This is a genomic window from Bradyrhizobium agreste (assembly GCF_016031625.1).
Lineage (GTDB): Bacteria > Pseudomonadota > Alphaproteobacteria > Rhizobiales > Xanthobacteraceae > Bradyrhizobium > Bradyrhizobium agreste.
In genome coordinates this window covers 256,548-270,855 of the sequence record NZ_JACCHP010000005.1, presented here as the reverse complement: position 1 = coordinate 270,855, position 14,308 = coordinate 256,548, and the positions used below count along the sequence as shown (strand labels likewise).

Annotated in this window: 12 protein-coding genes; 5 read left to right on the top strand and 7 right to left on the bottom strand. The window is 63.9% G+C overall.

Features of this window, described 5'->3' with window-relative positions; genetic code table 11:
- Positions 1–92 precede the first annotated feature (92 nt).
- The 3 genes from HZZ13_RS09755 to HZZ13_RS09745 all read right to left on the bottom strand — a co-directional run bounded on the left by HZZ13_RS09755 (position 93) and on the right by HZZ13_RS09745 (position 2,538).
- Positions 93–1,052 carry a helix-turn-helix domain-containing protein gene (locus HZZ13_RS09755; RefSeq protein WP_197959397.1) on the bottom strand — a complete coding sequence of 320 codons (960 nt, stop codon included), beginning with the start codon at positions 1,050–1,052 and terminating at the stop codon, positions 93–95.
- A gap of 180 nt (positions 1,053–1,232) precedes the next feature.
- A complete protein-coding gene (locus HZZ13_RS09750) occupies positions 1,233–1,550 on the bottom strand; it encodes an FtsB family cell division protein (RefSeq protein WP_025036496.1) in 318 nt (105 codons plus the stop codon).
- Between the two features lie 100 nt (positions 1,551–1,650).
- Positions 1,651–2,538 (bottom strand): helix-turn-helix domain-containing protein, encoded by an 888-nt coding sequence (locus HZZ13_RS09745; RefSeq protein WP_197959396.1) that lies wholly within the window; start codon positions 2,536–2,538, stop codon positions 1,651–1,653.
- A 349-nt stretch (positions 2,539–2,887) separates the two neighbouring features.
- Here HZZ13_RS09745 and HZZ13_RS09740 point away from each other — a divergent pair, with 349 nt between their 5' ends.
- Together HZZ13_RS09740 and acmB are read left to right on the top strand one after the other, a co-directional pair.
- The gene (locus HZZ13_RS09740; RefSeq protein WP_197959395.1) at positions 2,888–4,525 is read left to right on the top strand and encodes a flavin-containing monooxygenase; all 1,638 of its coding nucleotides are present in this window, start codon (positions 2,888–2,890) and stop codon (positions 4,523–4,525) included.
- A 51-nt stretch (positions 4,526–4,576) separates the two neighbouring features.
- On the top strand, positions 4,577–5,770 hold the full coding sequence (gene acmB / locus HZZ13_RS09735; RefSeq protein WP_197959394.1) for a methyl acetate hydrolase AcmB: 1,194 nt from the start codon (positions 4,577–4,579) through the stop codon (positions 5,768–5,770).
- Positions 5,771–5,865: 95 nt separating this feature from the next.
- Here acmB and HZZ13_RS09730 read toward each other — a convergent pair whose 3' ends face one another.
- From HZZ13_RS09730 to eno, 3 genes are all read right to left on the bottom strand, one after another.
- Positions 5,866–6,417, bottom strand: coding sequence for an NADPH-dependent FMN reductase (locus HZZ13_RS09730; protein ID WP_197959393.1), 552 nt, complete (start codon positions 6,415–6,417; stop codon positions 5,866–5,868).
- 203 nt (positions 6,418–6,620) lie between these two features.
- Complete coding sequence (locus HZZ13_RS09725; RefSeq protein WP_197959392.1) at positions 6,621–7,754, bottom strand: zinc-binding dehydrogenase; 1,134 nt, start codon at positions 7,752–7,754, stop codon at positions 6,621–6,623.
- A gap of 46 nt (positions 7,755–7,800) precedes the next feature.
- Positions 7,801–9,084, bottom strand: a complete 1,284-nt coding sequence (gene eno / locus HZZ13_RS09720; RefSeq protein ID WP_197959391.1) for a phosphopyruvate hydratase — start codon at positions 9,082–9,084, stop codon at positions 7,801–7,803.
- 174 nt (positions 9,085–9,258) lie between these two features.
- On the opposite strand from eno, the gene HZZ13_RS09715 reads away from it, so the two are divergent.
- On the top strand, positions 9,259–10,236 hold the full coding sequence (locus HZZ13_RS09715; RefSeq protein WP_197959390.1) for a Vgb family protein: 978 nt from the start codon (positions 9,259–9,261) through the stop codon (positions 10,234–10,236).
- Between the two features lie 49 nt (positions 10,237–10,285).
- Entirely contained in the window at positions 10,286–10,738 is a 453-nt protein-coding gene (gene queF, locus HZZ13_RS09710) for a preQ(1) synthase (protein WP_061881832.1), read from the top strand.
- Between the two features lie 52 nt (positions 10,739–10,790).
- Here queF and HZZ13_RS09705 read toward each other — a convergent pair whose 3' ends face one another.
- Positions 10,791–12,560, bottom strand: a complete 1,770-nt coding sequence (locus HZZ13_RS09705; protein ID WP_197959389.1) for a transcriptional regulator — start codon at positions 12,558–12,560, stop codon at positions 10,791–10,793.
- A gap of 137 nt (positions 12,561–12,697) precedes the next feature.
- Between HZZ13_RS09705 and HZZ13_RS09700 the strand changes: the two genes are divergently transcribed.
- Entirely contained in the window at positions 12,698–14,281 is a 1,584-nt protein-coding gene (locus tag HZZ13_RS09700; protein ID WP_246504355.1) for an amidase, read from the top strand.
- The last annotated feature ends 27 nt before the right edge of the window (positions 14,282–14,308 follow it).

Sequence of the window (14,308 nt, the reverse complement as noted above, 5' to 3'; positions counted from 1 at the left end):
GATGATGCGAGAGGCGCTTTCTGTCAGCCCGGGCGGACGCGATGGCGGAGCCGACCTGTCGCAGTTCTGCGACAGTCGTGGCGCGACGCCGCTCAGTGGCTCAGCTCGAACCGCTTCAGCTTCCGGTGCAGAGTGGCACGGCTGACGCCGAGGGCCTTGGCGGCGGCGGAGACATTGCCGCCGGCACGGAGCAGCGCCCGTTGCAGCACCGCACGTTGGCCTCCGGCGAGATGATCGTGCGCGGCATCGCCGCCGAGAAGATCGGCCGCCGGCACCGGCCGCAACGCACCGCCCGGCGCGATGCCGAGTGCCAGCCGGGCGGAGCGCGTTGCGCCGATCACCAGATCGTCCGTATCGACCGCAACGAGGCCGCCGCAGCTTCCATCCGCCGCCTGCGTCAGCACGATACGGGCATGGGCGAAGACCTTGCGAAACAGGTCGGCCTCGATCCGCTTGGCCGCCTCGCCCGCCGCGAGCGCGATCAGGCTGGCGAAGGCGTCGGTGCGGTCGGCGCGGCAGGAGGAGACGTCGAGCACGCCCGCGAGCGCCGCCTCGTGATCGTAGATCGGAACGGCGGTGCAGCTCAGAAGCGTGTTGCGGGCAAAGAAGTGCTGGTCGCGATCGATCGTCAGCGGACGCTGCTCGACGAGGCAGGTGCCGATACCGTTGGTGCCCTCATGCTCCTCGCTCCAGAGTGCCCCGGTCCAAAGGCCCCAGGACTGAAACGTCGCATCATCCGCCACCGTGCCGCGGCGATCGACCGGCACGCCCTCGCGATCGGCGAGCAGCACGCAGCAGCCCGCAGCCCCGACGGCCTGATAAAGCCGGTCCATCGCGCCCTGCGCAGCCGCCAGAAGCGGCGCGATGCGCTCGCGCGCCTGCTGCAGCTCGGCTTCGGTCAGCCGCATCGGCGCGGCGTGGCCGCCGGGATCGAGATGATGCAATCGGGACGAACGGCGCCACGAGGCCACGAGCGCGGACCGGGCCGCCTGGCCTGACGCGATGGCGGCTTCGACGCGGGCCGCGTGATGCCGGGGCATTGTCCCATTCATCACAGTTTCCTCCGGATAGCAGTGTAGGACGTGCCGGTGCTGCCCGGTTGATCTCCGTCAACTTCAGCGCCACCAAAGGCATGAGCCCGCCGCGGCGGCGCCGTCAAGGCAATCGCCCGGTCCCAGAGTTGCGACCTTCGGAGGAGGCCAAGGTGATGTCAGCAGCGGCTTTCGGATGCGCTAGTTCGCCGGGATCATCCGAACGAGATCGCGCGGATGGACATAGTCGAGCTGGAAGCGCGCGCGCTCGTCCAGCATGTCCGGGTCGATCTTCTCGGACCGCAGCAGCGACACCCGTTGTTCGCTCCGGGCGCGCTCGCGCTTGAGCTGAGCCAGCTCGCTGGTCAGCGCGATGATCTCCTGGTCGAGTTCCTGGCGGGCGTTGAGACCGTATTTGCCAGTGTAGGCGTTGACGCCGAAATAGCCGACGATCGCCGCCGCCATCGCATAGAGGGCAAGACCGGTCAGGATCGATTTCAGGCGCGCGCGGGAGACCATGTTCGCAAGATGGGACAGGTTGGTTAAGGGAGTGCTAATTTCACGCCATCGCAGACCCAGCCTTCATGGTCCGGAGCGGTCCGATTGTGACGCAGCAAGACTAACTCAGGCAGCTCTTGCGATATTCTGCGGGCGTGATGTTCAGCTGTCTGCGGAATATCCGGTTGAGATGGCTCTGATCGGAAAACCCGCTCAAGAGCGCAATCTCCTTCAGAGCAAGCCGGTCCTTACGCAGGTGTTGGCACGCGCGCTGCACCTTGCGGCTCAGCACATAGGCATGCGGCCGCATACCATAGTGCACCTGGAATTTGCGCGCAAACTGTACTGGCGTGCAATTGCAGATATTGGCGAGTTCCTCGAGCGTGATGTTCCTCGATATGTTCTGCTCGATATAGTCCTCGATCAGCCGCGCGTGGGCTGGCCTGAAGCGCCCCTGTGCACAGGGTATCCTGAATTGCACGGAGGCGTATCTTCGCAGGAGGTGCACGCTCGCCTGAAGTGCCAGCGCGTCATAGCAGAGCCGCCCGCCCGGAGCTCCTTCGGACACCTCCTGCACCATGCGGTCGCCAATCCAGGTCAGCACCGGATCCTCGATCCTGAGCAGGTCGTGAAGCTCGATGCCTTCCGGATCGCGATCGAACGCTTCGCTCGCCGTCTTCGCCATCAAGGTCGGGGAAATGTAGAAATGGCTGACCTCGATGTCGTGGCTCCAGCGCCAGTTCGAAGGCTCGGCACGCGTCAGCAGTGTCGTGACGCCGCGGCCGACATGATCCTGCTTCCAGAGGCCGGTCACACGGCGATTCATCGACGTCGTGCCTTCGCGGTACACGACGATCAGGAAGTTCTCGTTTGGTGGGACCCAGATGTCGGATGGCGCATAGCGGAAGACGCGCAACCGAAAGTCGGATTTGCCCACCGTCGAACTGTCCAGCATCAGCTGGCCGGGCGCGTAGCGTGGCAGCTCCTCGACCGTGATGAATTGGCCCATCGCACGAGCCTCCTCCTTGGGATTTTATGGCGCGGTTGCTTCCGCTTCTCATTGGCCGAACGGCAGGGGGAGCATAAGCCGGTTTTGCAGTTTGCCAAGCAAACTGTGTTGAGGTCCGGCGCCGGGCTCCGTTCAAAGGATTGTCGATTCTGTTCAAGCCCCAAGGCTCGGCCGCCACGTAGCCTTGCGCGCGTTCCAGGCAGAGCAGGAGAAGCGGCGGAACGGCCGCGGGCCAAAAGAGCCCATCTATCGCGCTGCCGGGAGCGAAAATGACGCGATGCACCAGCGTCCGATGATCTCACGGACGGGGGAAGGTCGCGTGCGCTCTGGAAACGTGAGGAGGACCGATATGGAAACCGCAAGCAAGACTAATGGAAGCAACGGCGCGCATGTGACGGCCAGGCTCGATGCCCTCGTGGTAGGAGCCGGCGTGGCCGGGCTCTATCAACTCTATCGTTTGCGCGAGCAGGGATTGAACGTCAGGGCGGTCGACGCAGCGTCCAGCGTCGGCGGCACCTGGTACTGGAATCGCTATCCCGGCGCGCGCTTCGACTCGGAAGCCTACATCTACCAGTACCTGTTCTCCGAGGAGCTCTACAAGGGATGGAGCTGGAGCGAGAAATTCCCCGGCCAGCCGGAAATCGAACGTTGGCTCAACTACGTCGCCGACCGTCTCGATCTCCGCAAGGACATCCAGTTCAGCACCACGGTCAAAAGCGCCCATTTCAACGAAGCAACGCAACGCTGGCTGGTCACGACCGACAAGGGCGATGTGATCGACACCCAGTTCCTGGTCACCTGCTGCGGCATGCTCTCGGCGCCCTATGTGTCGTTTCCGGGCCAGGAGACTTTCAAGGGACGCCTGTTCCACACGGCGCGCTGGCCGAAGCAGCCGATCGACCTCGCGGGCAAGCGCGTCGGCATCATCGGCAACGGCGCAACCGGCATCCAGGTCATCCAGACGATCGCGGGCGAGGTCGGCCATCTCAAGGTCTTCATCCGCACGCCCCAATACATCATCCCGATGAAGAATCCCAAGTTCAGTGCGGCGGATGCGCAAGCCTACAAGTCCAAGTTCGGGCACTTCACGCAGCGATTGCCGCACACCTTCACGGGTTTCGAATATGACTTCGAGCATGCGTGGGCCGGCCTGTCGCCCGAGAAGCGCCGCGAGGTGATCGAGGATTGCTGGAATGACGGCTCGCTGAAGCTATGGATCTCGTCCTTCGCCGAGCTGTTCTTCGAAGAGGCGGTCAATGCCGAAATCTCGGAATTCGTCCGCGAGAAGATGCGTGAGCGGCTCAAGGATCCGAAGCTGTGCGACCTCCTAATCCCCGCAGACTATGGTTTCGGGACGCACCGGGTGCCGCTCGAGCAGAACTTCCTCGAGGCTTTCCATCGGCCCAATGTCGAGATCGTCAGCGTCAAGAACAATCCGATCGAACGGGTGACGCCGATGGGCATCCAGACCGCCGACGGCACGGTCCATGAGCTCGATATCATCATCCTCGCAACCGGCTTCGACGCCGGCACTGGCGCCCTGACGCGCATCGACATCAGGGGACGGGGCGGACGATCGCTCAAAGAGGATTGGACCAGGGACATCCGCACGACGATGGGCCTGCAGGTTCACGGCTATCCCAACCTGTTCACGACCGCCGTGCCGCTCGCGCCTTCGGCTGCGCTGTGCAACATGACGACGTGCCTGCAGCAGCAAGTCGAATGGATCGACAACTGCATCAGGTACATGCGGGCCAAGGACCTGAAGGTGATCGAGCCGACCAAGGACGCGGAAGACGGCTGGGTGGCGCATCACGACGAGATCGCCAACGCAACGCTGATCGCGAAGACCAATTCCTGGTACCTGGGCTCGAACGTCGAAGGCAAGCCGCGCCGCGTTCTCTCCTACTGCGGCGGCGTCGGTGCCTATCGCCAGAAATGCGACGAGGTCGCGGCGAGCGGTTACCAGGGCTTCGCCATGAACTGAGTGCGCAAAACACCTCGACCAGACAATTCCAATCCAAACGGGAGGACGATCATGATCATGAATTTTGGTGCGACGGCAGACGCCGTTCTGGACGGCGTCGTTACCTCGACGCCGCGCGTGCCGGGCGTCGTCGCGATGGTGACGAACCGCTACCGCAACATCTACGAGGGCGCGGCCGGCAAGCGCCGTCTCGATTCTGCCGCCGACATGACGACCGATAGCATCTTCGCCATCTTCTCCACGACCAAGGCGATTACCGGTACGGCGGTCCTCCAACTCGTCGAGGAAGGCAAGCTCGATCTCGACGCGCCTGCAAGGCGCTATGCGCCCGAGATTGGCAAGCTCCAGGTGATCGATGGCTTTGACGACAGGGGCGAGCCGATCCTGCGTCCGCCAAAGCGCGATATCACCACCCGCATGCTGATGACTCACACCGCGGGCCTGAGCTACGATTTCATCAACCGCACCTACAATCGGCTGGCCGAGGAAAAGGGTCAGCCAAGCGTGATCACCGCGACCAAGGCCTGCCTGATGACCCCGCTCCTATTCGATCCGGGCGAGCGCTGGGACTATGGGACCAACATCGATTGGTGCGGCCAGATCGTCGAAGCCATCGCGGACCGACGGCTCGGCGACGTCTTCAAGGCACGCATCTTCGAACCGCTCGGGATCAAGGACATGACCTTCGAACTGACCGATCCGATGCGGCAACGGCTGGCCGGTATCCACGCGCGAAGTGCCGACGGCTCGCTGTCGCCGATGGATTTCGAACTGCCGGCCAAGCCAGAAGTTCATATGGGCGGTCACGGGCTCTATGGCACCGTCGGCGACTACATGCGGTTCATCCGCATGTGGTTGAATGACGGAGTGGGCGAGCACGGCCGCGTGCTGAAGGCCGAAACCGTGCGCATGGCCGAGAAGAACCATCTCGGCGACAAGAAGGTGACACCGATCACCGGCGTCATTCCCGCGCTGTGCAATGACGCGGAGTTCTTCCCGGACCAGTCCAAGTCGTGGGGGCTGACCTTCATGATCAACGACGAGGAAGCCCCGACGGGACGTCCCGCCGGCGCGCTTGGCTGGGCCGGCCTCGCCAACCTGTTCTACTGGATCGACCGGCAGAATGGGGTCGGCGGGTTCTGGGCCACCCAGATTCTCCCGTTCGGTGATCCAACGTCGTTCATCGGTTACATGAACTTCGAGACGGCGTTCTACCAGAGCCTGAGGCAGCGCATGGCAAGCTAGACCTGCGCTCTCGGGGTCAGATCGGACAGGCCGATCATTGATCGGCCTGTCCTTCAGGATGCAGACCTGCTGTATGGCCGCCGGGTCGTTCGGCCTCAGCCCTGATTCTTCGCCACATGCGCGGCGAAGGCGTCGATGTATTGCTGCAGCACCGTCTTGAGGGAGTCCTTGGTCAGGTTGCCCTCCGCATCGAAGGCGTCGCCGACGCCGTTGAGATAGATCTCCGGCTGCTGAAGGATCGGACCGGAAATGCCAGGCAGGATCGTCTGCAGATGCTTGGCAGCGCTGACGCCGCCGAGCGGACCCGGCGAGTTGGAGATGATGCCGACCGGCTTGCCGAGGAACGAGCTCTTGCCATAGGGCCGCGAGGCGACGTCGATGGCGTTCTTCAGGACGCCCGGGATCGAGCGGTTGTATTCGGGCGTGACGAACAGGACGCCATTCGACGCCCGCAGCTTCTCGCGGAAGGCGAGCCAGTCCGCGGGCGGCGCGCCCTCGAGATCCTGGTTGAAGAACGAGATGCCCGCCGGCGTGATCACCTCGAGCTTGAGCGAGGCAGGCGCGAGCTTGGCGAGCGCATTGGCGATCTTGAGCGAGAAGCCGTCCTTGCGCAGGCTGCCAGCGATCGTGACGATGTTGTAGGCCATTGGTGTCCTTGAAGGCTTGAGAGGAAATGCCGGGACGGCACTTAAGCCATCCGGGCCGATTGATGCAAGTGCATGAACCGGTCCGATTTGGAAACGCTGCGTTTCTGGAAATGCGTCCGCGTTGCGCTCGATTAAAGCCACGGTCAAAAGCAATCAGGCCGCCAAGCGGCGGCCTGGTGCGTCGCGATAACCGGCCTCAGCGATCACTTGTTCGGGTTGATCAGGAATTTTTCGCCGGTGGCGCGCTTGGCGTAGACCGCGATATTGGCGGGATCGAGCGCCTCGGCGAGCGACACCACCTTGGTATAGTGGCTGGCGAAGGTGGTCTTGAGCTCGGACGCCACACGCTGGCGCAGGCGGCCGATCTCGGCCGGACCGATCTTCTGCAGGAACGGCGTGAGCAGCCAGCCGCCGACGCCCCAGCTGAGTCCAAACGAGCGGTTCAGCTCCGTCGGCCGCGTGTCGAGGCTGCCATAGATGTAGACCTGCTTGTACACGTTGGAGCCGTAGCGGCTGTATTCCTTGGCGGTCTTGTTGGCCGCAATTTCCATCGCGGTCAGGATCTGGCTCGCCAGCTTGCCGCCACCGATGGCATCGAAGGCGATTGTGGCGCCGGTCTCGACCAGCGCGTTGGTGAGATCGTCCATGAAATCAGGTGCGCTGGAATCCACGACGTATTTGGCGCCGATCTTGTGCAGGATGTCGGCCTGCTCCTTGTTCCTGACGATGTTGACGAGGGGAATGCCGTCCTTGATGCAGATCTTGTTGAGCATCTGGCCGAGATTGGACGCGGCGGCCGTATGCACGAGCGCCTTGTGGTTCTCCCGCCGCATCGTCTCGGTCATGCCGAGCGCGGTCAGCGGATTGACGAACCAGGAAGCGCCGTCGGCGGCCGTGGTGCCGGCCGGCAGCTCCATGACGTCGCGGACCTTGAGCACGCGGTACTGCGTGTACATCCCGCCGCCGATCATCGACACCGTTTTGCCCATCAGGGCCTTCGCCGCGTCCGACGATCCGGTCCGGATCACCGTGCCGGCGCCCTCGTTGCCGACCGGCAGCGACTGATCGAACCTTGCCGCCATCGTCCGCATCGCCGCCTCCGGCATCGTCGCGGTGATGACCGGCATCTCCTTGGTGCCGGAGGCCTTGGCGGCCGACATGTCGGCCGGCCCGATCAGGAGCCCGAGATCGGACGGATTGATCGGGGTGGCCTCGACGCGAACCACGACCTCATCCTCGGCCGGCTCCGGGGTCGGGACCTCCACGAGCGACAATTCGAGCTCGCCGCTCTTCTTCAGCAGCGAGCGCAATTCCAGTCCGGTCTTGCCATCGTTCATGTCGATCCTCCCCTGTCCTTCTCTTCGCGCGGATCACGACGCCGGCTTACGCCAGCGCCTTCAGTGCCGCCCTGCCGCCATAGAGCGCCTGCTTGCCGAGCTGCTGCTCGATGCGCAAGAGCTGGTTGTATTTGGCGGTCCGGTCGGACCTTGCAAGGGAGCCGGTCTTGATCTGACCGCAATTGGTGGCGACCGCGAGGTCGGCGATGGTGGAATCCTCGGTCTCGCCGGAGCGGTGCGACATCACCGAGGTGTAGCCGGCCTTGTGCGCCATCTCGACCGCGGCGAGCGTCTCGGTCAGCGTGCCGATCTGGTTGACCTTGATCAGGATCGAGTTGGCGCGGCCGGTCTTGATGCCTTCGGCGAGGCGCTTGACGTTGGTGACGAAGAGGTCGTCGCCGACCAGCTGGCACTTCTTGCCGATCAGGTCGGTGAGCTCCTTCCAGCCGTCCATGTCGTCTTCCGACATGCCGTCCTCGATGGTCACGATCGGATAGCGCGCGACGAGATCTGCAAGATACTTCGCCTGCTCGGAGATCGAGCGGGTCTTGCCCTCGCCTTCATAGACATATTTGCCGTCCTTGAAGAACTCGGTCGAGGCGCAGTCGAGGCCGAGCATGATATCGGTGCCCGCCTTGAAGCCGGCCTTGCCGATCGCGTTCATGACGAAGTCGAGCGCGGCGTCCGCCGACGGCAGGTTCGGGGCGAAGCCGCCCTCGTCGCCGACATTGGTGTTGTGGCCGGCCTTCTTCAATTCGGACTTCAGCGTGTGGAAGACTTCCGCGCCGTAGCGCAGGCCTTCGGCGAACGAGGATGCGCCGACCGGCAGGATCATGAATTCCTGGAAGTCGATCGGGTTGTCGGCGTGCACGCCGCCGTTGATGATGTTCATCATCGGCACCGGCAGCAGGCGCGCCGAGGTGCCGCCGACGTAACGATAGAGCGGCATGTCGAGCGAGTTCGCGGCGGCCTTGGCGCAGGCCAGCGAGACGCCGAGAATGGCGTTGGCCCCGAGCCGGCTCTTGTTCGGCGTGCCGTCGAGGTCGATCATGATCTGGTCGATCTGGGCCTGCTGCGCGACGTCGAGGCCGCTCAGGGCCTCGAAGATCTCGCCGTTGACGGCGCCGACGGCCTTGGTCACGCCCTTGCCGAGATAGCGGGCCTTGTCGCCGTCGCGCAGTTCCACGGCCTCATGGGCGCCGGTGGAGGCGCCGGATGGAACCGCGGCGCGGCCGAGCGCGCCGTCCTCCAGCACGACATCGACTTCGACGGTGGGATTGCCCCGGCTATCGAGAATTTCGCGGCCGATGATGTCGATGATGGCGGTCATGATGTCCACTTCCGTTCGTTAGGGCTGATCGGTGCCGCGGGTCTTACACGGGCCGCAAGCAAATGTGAACGCTTGGACGCACCGCTCCGACTGACGCGCAAAGCGCCTCAGAATATGCTCGACTGCATCTGGTCCGCGTGCCCAACCTCAATCTCAAGCAGTCGGGGTAACGCCATGAATCGCCGCCAATTTCTTGCCTCAACCGCCGCGCTGCTCGTGGCCCGCCCAGGTTTTGCGCAGGAAGGCCCGTTCCGGATGAGATACTATCCCATCAGCCCGGGCATCGGCCTCCACGATCTGACGCCCGCCCGTGACGGCACCATCTGGTTCACGGCGCAGGGCAAGGGCCTGCTCGGCAGGCTCGATCCACGCGATGGCCGTTTCAAGACGGTCAGCCTCGGCCAGGGCGCGGCCCCACACGGCGTGACCATCGGGCCTGACGGCGCGCCCTGGATCACCGAGGGCGGCCAGAACGCGATTGCGCGGGTCGACCCTTCCGACCTCAGCGTCACGCTGTTCCGTCTGCCGGAAAGGTTCGCCTCCGCCAATCTCAACACCGGCGTATTCGACAAGGACGGCACCTACTGGTTCACCGGACAGTCCGGCTATTACGGCCGGCTGTCTCCGAAGACCGGCGAGATGAATGTGTTCAAGGCGCCGAAGGGGGTCGGCCCCTACGGCATCACGGTCACGCCCAAAGGCGACGTCTGGTACGCCTCCCTCGCCGGCAGCCATATCGCGAAAATCGACCGCGTGGGCGGCAATGCGACCGTGGTCGAGCCGCCGACCCCAAACCAGGGCTCGCGGCGCGTCTGGTCGGATTCGAGGGGCCGGATCTGGGTCAGCGAGTGGAACAGCGGCCATGTCGCGGTGCATGATCCCGAAGACGGCTCGTGGAAGACCTGGAAGCTGCCGGGCGAACGTCCGCGCGCCTATGCCGTGTATGTCGACGACAAGGACAAGGTCTGGCTCACCGATTTCTCCGCCAACGCCATCGTCCGCTTCGATCCCGCCATCGAGAAGTTCAATGTCTTCGCCAGCGACAAGGCCAACGCCAATGTCCGCCAGCTCGACGGGCGGCCGGGCGAGGTTTGGGGCTGCGAGTCCGGCAACGACCGGATCGTCATGATCCAGACGATCGCCGCCGGTTGACGACAAGCCCGTTTGCGTCCATCCCGGCTCGAAACAGGATGTGACGACGATGGCGAAAAAGTCCCTCCAGCTCGGCCGCGCGGTCGAATGGCCGCACACACCGGAAGAGGCCCAGCTCGACCGCGTGCCCAATCCGCAGAAAGGCACGGATTATCTGGTGCGCTTCACCGTGCCGGAATTCACCTCGCTTTGCCCGGTCACGGGCCAGCCGGATTTCGCGCATCTGATGATCGACTACGCGCCGGGGGCGTGGCTCCTGGAGTCGAAATCGCTCAAGCTCTATATCGCGAGCTTCCGCAATCACGGCGCCTTCCACGAGGACTGCACCGTGATGATCGGCAAGCGCATCGCTTCCGAGATCAAGCCGAAATTCTTGCGCATCGGCGGCTATTGGTATCCGCGCGGCGGCATCCCGATCGACGTGTTCTGGCAGACCGGCCGCGTCCCGAAGGGCCTCTGGGTGCCCGAGCAAGGCGTCGCGCCCTATCGGGGGCGGGGTTAGTCTCCGGCGTGAGCGCCCATGCCGCGGGGTAAGCAAGCATCGCAAGCGGTTTCTATTCGGGCAGCCCGGCGAGCTTCAAACCGTCATAGAAGCGATTGCGCTCCAGCCAGAACGCTGGGTTACGCGAGTACTCGGATGCTTTCAGGCTGCTGACGGTGTGGCCCGGACTACGTTTTTGATACTCGTTCAGGTTGGCTCTGGCCTGTTCGCTGCGCCCATGCAGCGCATCGATGGCGGCGAGCCATTGCCAGGCAAAGCCATTTTGTGGACTGCTGATCGTCGCCTGGCGCATATGCGCGTAGGCAACATCGTCGTGGTGCAGATGGAATTCGGCCATTCCGAGCGTAAAGTAGCCTCGGCTCACCTGCTCGGAGTCCAGGGGATCGAGACGGAGCGAGAGCATGACCGGCTCGGCAACCTCTTCCGGACGGCCTTGTTGCAGTCTCAGAAAGCCAAGTCGCTGGAGCGCCCGCGGCTGGTTCGGGTAGAGCGCAAGCACGCGATGGATGGCCTGTTCCGCGTCATCGATCCGACCTTGCACGGACAACACGAGGCTGCGCACGTAATTTGCGCGGGGATCATTGGGCTGGAGCGCTAAAGATCGTTCGATCGCCCGAGCCGCAAGCGTAGTTTGGCCCTCTGGCGCCTCGCTCCATCTGGCCAGCACCTCTGTGATGTAACTGAGGGCAAGTCCCGTCAACGCAGACGCGGAATCGGGATCTAGTTGCAGTGATTGCTCGAACAAAGCCCGGGCCCGCTGCGCCTCCTTCTGCGTGTGCGCGCGTTTCAGTAAACGCCAGCCCTGCAGCGTCGGATCGATGGCTGCGAAGGTGCGCCCGGCATAAGGCCTCTCAAAAGGCGGTCCGGCCTCGTCGATGCGGACTTTCAGCTCATTGGCGATGCGCGCGGAGATGTCGCGCCGCCAATTCCATCCGGCTTGTTCAGCATAGTCGAACCGACCTGACCACAGCACTGCGTCGGTGGCACTCGCCTGCAACTTCAGGGCGATCGAGACGGCCTCGCCCTGGCGCTGCACGCTGCCACTTAAAACATAAGCAACGTGCAATCGGCGGCCGAGCTGCGACGCATCGCTGTCGGGCCCGGAATGCCCCATCGGAGGTCCGATCACGAGCGTGTCGGGCAGGCGCGAGATTTCGATCATGAGATCGTCACTAACGGCCTCGGCGAGATCGGCGGCATTTTCGCCGCCGATACCCGCGAGCGGCAAAATCGTGATCGTGTTCTTGCCGACGAGGCCGCCGGTCGGCCCCCGGTGTGGTAGCCCGAACCAGAGCGCGGCGCCAAGCGAGACGGTGCAAGCGATCCCCAGTGCAACCAGCCACGGCAATGATCGGCTGCGCGCCGGTACGGTGGGCGAAAAGCCCTGCGTGCGGGCGGCATTCTCCCCACTGGCGGGCGCATCAAGAGCAGGTGGCGCATCGAGCAACGTTGCGTCCAGCAAATAGCCACGGCGCGGCACGGTTTTGATCAACTGCTGGTCGCCGCCGCCCAATGCCGCTCGAAGCTCGCTGATGCACTGGACCAGGGAATCGTCGGTGACCGCGACATTGGGCCAAACCGCATCCGTCAGTTCATCCTTGCTCAACAGCCGGCCGGGATGACGGGCGAGATAAACCAGCAGCGCGAAGCTCTTCGGGCGCAAGGCGACCGGAGCGCCGGAGACACGCAATTCGCCGCGCTCCAAGTCGATGTCAAAACCGGCGAAATGAAGCGTGCCAAGAGAAGGTGGGCGAGAAGCCGGGCTCGATTCGTCTCCACCAGCCCGGCCCGGTTTGGTTTTCGTGCCAATTTCGGCATTCATTCGGCGCTCTTTCGGGTATCGCGGCGCCAGCGCGCCTAAGCTTTCCCGCGGCGACGATGGCGTCGTCACGCTGGTCCGCAATGCTAATCGAAATCGAGGGGAATTGGCACGTGGGATCGCAGAAAGAGGAGCCAGCCATGACCATGGACCGACGTTCGTTTCTTGGAGTGGCCGCCAGTACTATTGTGACCCTGAGGGAGACCGCGCCGAGCCCGGCCTCCGGCCAGGGGGCCCAGCCCTTGTCCCCTTCGGGGCGAGACCTGGCTTATGCCAATGTTAGCGAATTGCGAGCGTTGCTCGATGCACGCAAGATCTCGGCAACGGAATTGGTCGAGCACGCGATCGGCCGGATCGAGGTCCTTGATCCCCGCGTCAATGCGGTGGTCGTCCGTGACTTCGAGCGGGCCCGCGCGGCGGCGCGCGACGCGGACGCTGCGCTCGCGCGTGGTGAGCGCCGGCCGTTGCTCGGAATCCCCATGACGGTCAAGGAGGCCTTCAACGTCGGAGGCCTGCCGACCACGTGGGGTTTGCCGAACGGCCGCGATTGGCGGGCCGCCGAAGATGCTGTGGCGGTCACCCGGCTGAAGACGGCGGGAGCCGTGATCCTGGGCAAGACCAATATCGCCTTGTCCATTGCCGACTGGCAAAGCTCCAATCCCATCTATGGGACGACGAACAATCCGTGGGATCTCAAGCGCACGCCCGGCGGATCATCCGGCGGATCGGCTGCCGCGCTGGCGGCCGGCTATGTGCCGCTGGAGCTCGGGTCCGATCTCAGCGCTTCGCTGCGCGTGCCCGCGCATCTGTGCGGCGTGTTCGCCCACAAGCCCACCTTCAATCTGGTCCCCCAGCGCGGCCATGCGCCGCCGCGCTCGCCGGCCCTGCGGACTGATTTGACCAATGGATTGGGCGTCTGCGGGCCAATGGCGCGCACTGCCGCTGATCTGTCGTTGGCATTGGATGTCATCTCCGGACCGGACGACTATGAGGCTGCGGCGTACCGCCTCCAACTCCCTCCCCCGCGACACGATGTGCTGAAGGAATTTCGCGTTCTGGTGCTCGATAGTCATCCTCTGTTGCCTGTGGCGCAGGAGATACGGGACACGATCGATCAACTCGCGAACCGACTGGCGGCGACAGGTGCGACGGTTGCACGATCCAGTTCGCTGTTACCCGACCTCGCCGAGTCCGCTCGCTTGCATACCCGCCTGGTGCGCAATTTTGCTGCTTTCGGCCGCCCTCCCGAGTTCTTCAAGGAGATTCAAGAGAAGGTCGCAGCGCTGAAGCCGGATGACGACAGTCTGAAGGCCTGGCGGACGCGCGCGCCGCTGCTGAGTCACCACGAGGTGATGGCGGCGGAAATCGCGCGTGCCCGTCTGCGCCAACAATGGACCAGCCTGTTCAGGGAGTTCGACGTGGTACTCTGTCCGCCGTTTGCCGTGACTGCATTTCCGCACGATCAAAGGCCGGATCAGGAGGATCGCACGATCGATATCGATGGCATGACCCATCCCTATTTGTCCCTCATCGTGTGGGCAACACTCGCGACGCCACCCGGCCTGCCCGCAGCGGTGATACCAGCCGGGCAATCGAAGACCGGCCTTCCCATCGGCGTCCAGATCATCGGTCCCCTGTACGAGGACCGCACCACACTCGCCTTCGCCCAATTGCTCGAACGGGAGTACGGGGGATTTACAAGGCCGCCGGATATAGCTCGATGATCCTCGCGCCCTATCCGCGGCTAGGTC

Excerpts from the sequence above, each read along its gene's own strand:
- HZZ13_RS09745 (WP_197959396.1), bottom strand. The coding sequence starts at position 2,538 with ATGGGCCAATTCATCACGGTCGAGGAGCTGCCACGCTACGCGCCCGGC.
- HZZ13_RS09725 (WP_197959392.1), bottom strand. The coding sequence starts at position 7,754 with ATGAACGATGGCAAGACCGGACTGGAATTGCGCTCGCTGCTGAAGAAG.
- HZZ13_RS09700 (WP_246504355.1), top strand. The coding sequence starts at position 12,698 with ATGACCATGGACCGACGTTCGTTTCTTGGAGTGGCCGCCAGTACTATT.
- eno (WP_197959391.1), bottom strand. The coding sequence starts at position 9,084 with ATGACCGCCATCATCGACATCATCGGCCGCGAAATTCTCGATAGCCGG.
- acmB (WP_197959394.1), top strand. The coding sequence starts at position 4,577 with ATGATCATGAATTTTGGTGCGACGGCAGACGCCGTTCTGGACGGCGTC.
- HZZ13_RS09750 (WP_025036496.1), bottom strand. The coding sequence starts at position 1,550 with ATGGTCTCCCGCGCGCGCCTGAAATCGATCCTGACCGGTCTTGCCCTC.
- HZZ13_RS09730 (WP_197959393.1), bottom strand. The coding sequence starts at position 6,417 with ATGGCCTACAACATCGTCACGATCGCTGGCAGCCTGCGCAAGGACGGC.
- HZZ13_RS09705 (WP_197959389.1), bottom strand. The coding sequence starts at position 12,560 with ATGAATGCCGAAATTGGCACGAAAACCAAACCGGGCCGGGCTGGTGGA.
- queF (WP_061881832.1), top strand. The coding sequence starts at position 10,286 with ATGGCGAAAAAGTCCCTCCAGCTCGGCCGCGCGGTCGAATGGCCGCAC.
- HZZ13_RS09740 (WP_197959395.1), top strand. The coding sequence starts at position 2,888 with ATGGAAACCGCAAGCAAGACTAATGGAAGCAACGGCGCGCATGTGACG.
- HZZ13_RS09715 (WP_197959390.1), top strand. The coding sequence starts at position 9,259 with ATGAATCGCCGCCAATTTCTTGCCTCAACCGCCGCGCTGCTCGTGGCC.
- HZZ13_RS09755 (WP_197959397.1), bottom strand. The coding sequence starts at position 1,052 with ATGAATGGGACAATGCCCCGGCATCACGCGGCCCGCGTCGAAGCCGCC.